Raw genomic sequence first — 1,233 nt, forward strand, 5'->3', positions numbered from 1 at the left:
ATCTGTTAAGGATGTGAGGAGGAAGACGCAGTGAACTGAAACATCTAAGTAGCTGCAGGAAGAGAAAGCAAAAGCGATTGCCTTAGTAGCGGCGAGCGAAACGGCAGAAGGGCAAACCGAAGAGTTTACTCTTCGGGGTTGTAGGACTGCAATGTGGATTCAAAGATTATAGAAGAATGATTTGGGAAGATCAGCCAAAGAGAGTAATAGCCTCGTATTTAAAATAGTCTTTGTACCTAGCAGTATCCTGAGTACGGCGGGACACGTGAAATCCCGTCGGAATCTGGGAGGACCATCTCCCAACCCTAAATACTCCCTAGTGACCGATAGTGAACCAGTACCGTGAGGGAAAGGTGAAAAGCACCCCGGGAGGGGAGTGAAATAGAACCTGAAACCGTGTGCCTACAACAAGTTCGAGCCCGTTAATGGGTGAGAGCGTGCCTTTTGTAGAATGAACCGGCGAGTTACGTTATGATGCGAGGTTAAGTTGAAGAGACGGAGCCGTAGGGAAACCGAGTCTGAATAGGGCGCCTTAGTATCATGACGTAGACCCGAAACCATGTGACCTACCCATGAGCAGGTTGAAGGTGCGGTAAGACGCACTGGAGGACCGAACCAGGGCACGTTGAAAAGTGCTTGGATGACTTGTGGGTAGCGGAGAAATTCCAAACGAACTTGGAGATAGCTGGTTCTCTCCGAAATAGCTTTAGGGCTAGCGTCGACATTAGAGATTCTTGGAGGTAGAGCACTGTTTGGGTGAGGGGTCCATCCCGGATTACCAATCTCAGATAAACTCCGAATGCCAAAGAATTATGGTCGGCAGTCAGACTGCGAGTGCTAAGATCCGTAGTCGAAAGGGAAACAGCCCAGACCACCAGCTAAGGTCCCAAAATAATTGTTAAGTGGAAAAGGATGTGGGGTTGCACAGACAACTAGGATGTTAGCTTAGAAGCAGCTATTCATTCAAAGAGTGCGTAATAGCTCACTAGTCGAGTGACCCTGCGCCGAAAATGTACCGGGGCTAAAACAATTTACCGAAGCTGTGGATACCTTTATAGGTATGGTAGGAGAGCGTTCTATGTGTGATGAAGGTGTACCGTGAGGAGCGCTGGAACGCATAGAAGTGAGAATGCCGGTATGAGTAGCGAAAGACAGGTGAGAATCCTGTCCACCGTAAGACTAAGGTTTCCAGGGGAAGGCTCGTCCGCCCTGGGTTAGTCGGGACCTAAGGTG

Annotated in this window: 1 rRNA gene; it reads left to right on the forward strand. The window is 49.1% G+C overall.

The annotated features are described in order from the left end of the window. Window positions 1-1,233 (forward strand): 23S ribosomal RNA (locus tag HT687_RS10895); the annotation flags it as partial.

The sequence above is a fragment of the Streptococcus sp. 1449 genome (assembly GCF_013276805.1).
In the GTDB taxonomy this organism is placed as follows: Bacteria; Bacillota; Bacilli; order Lactobacillales; family Streptococcaceae; genus Streptococcus; species Streptococcus pseudopneumoniae.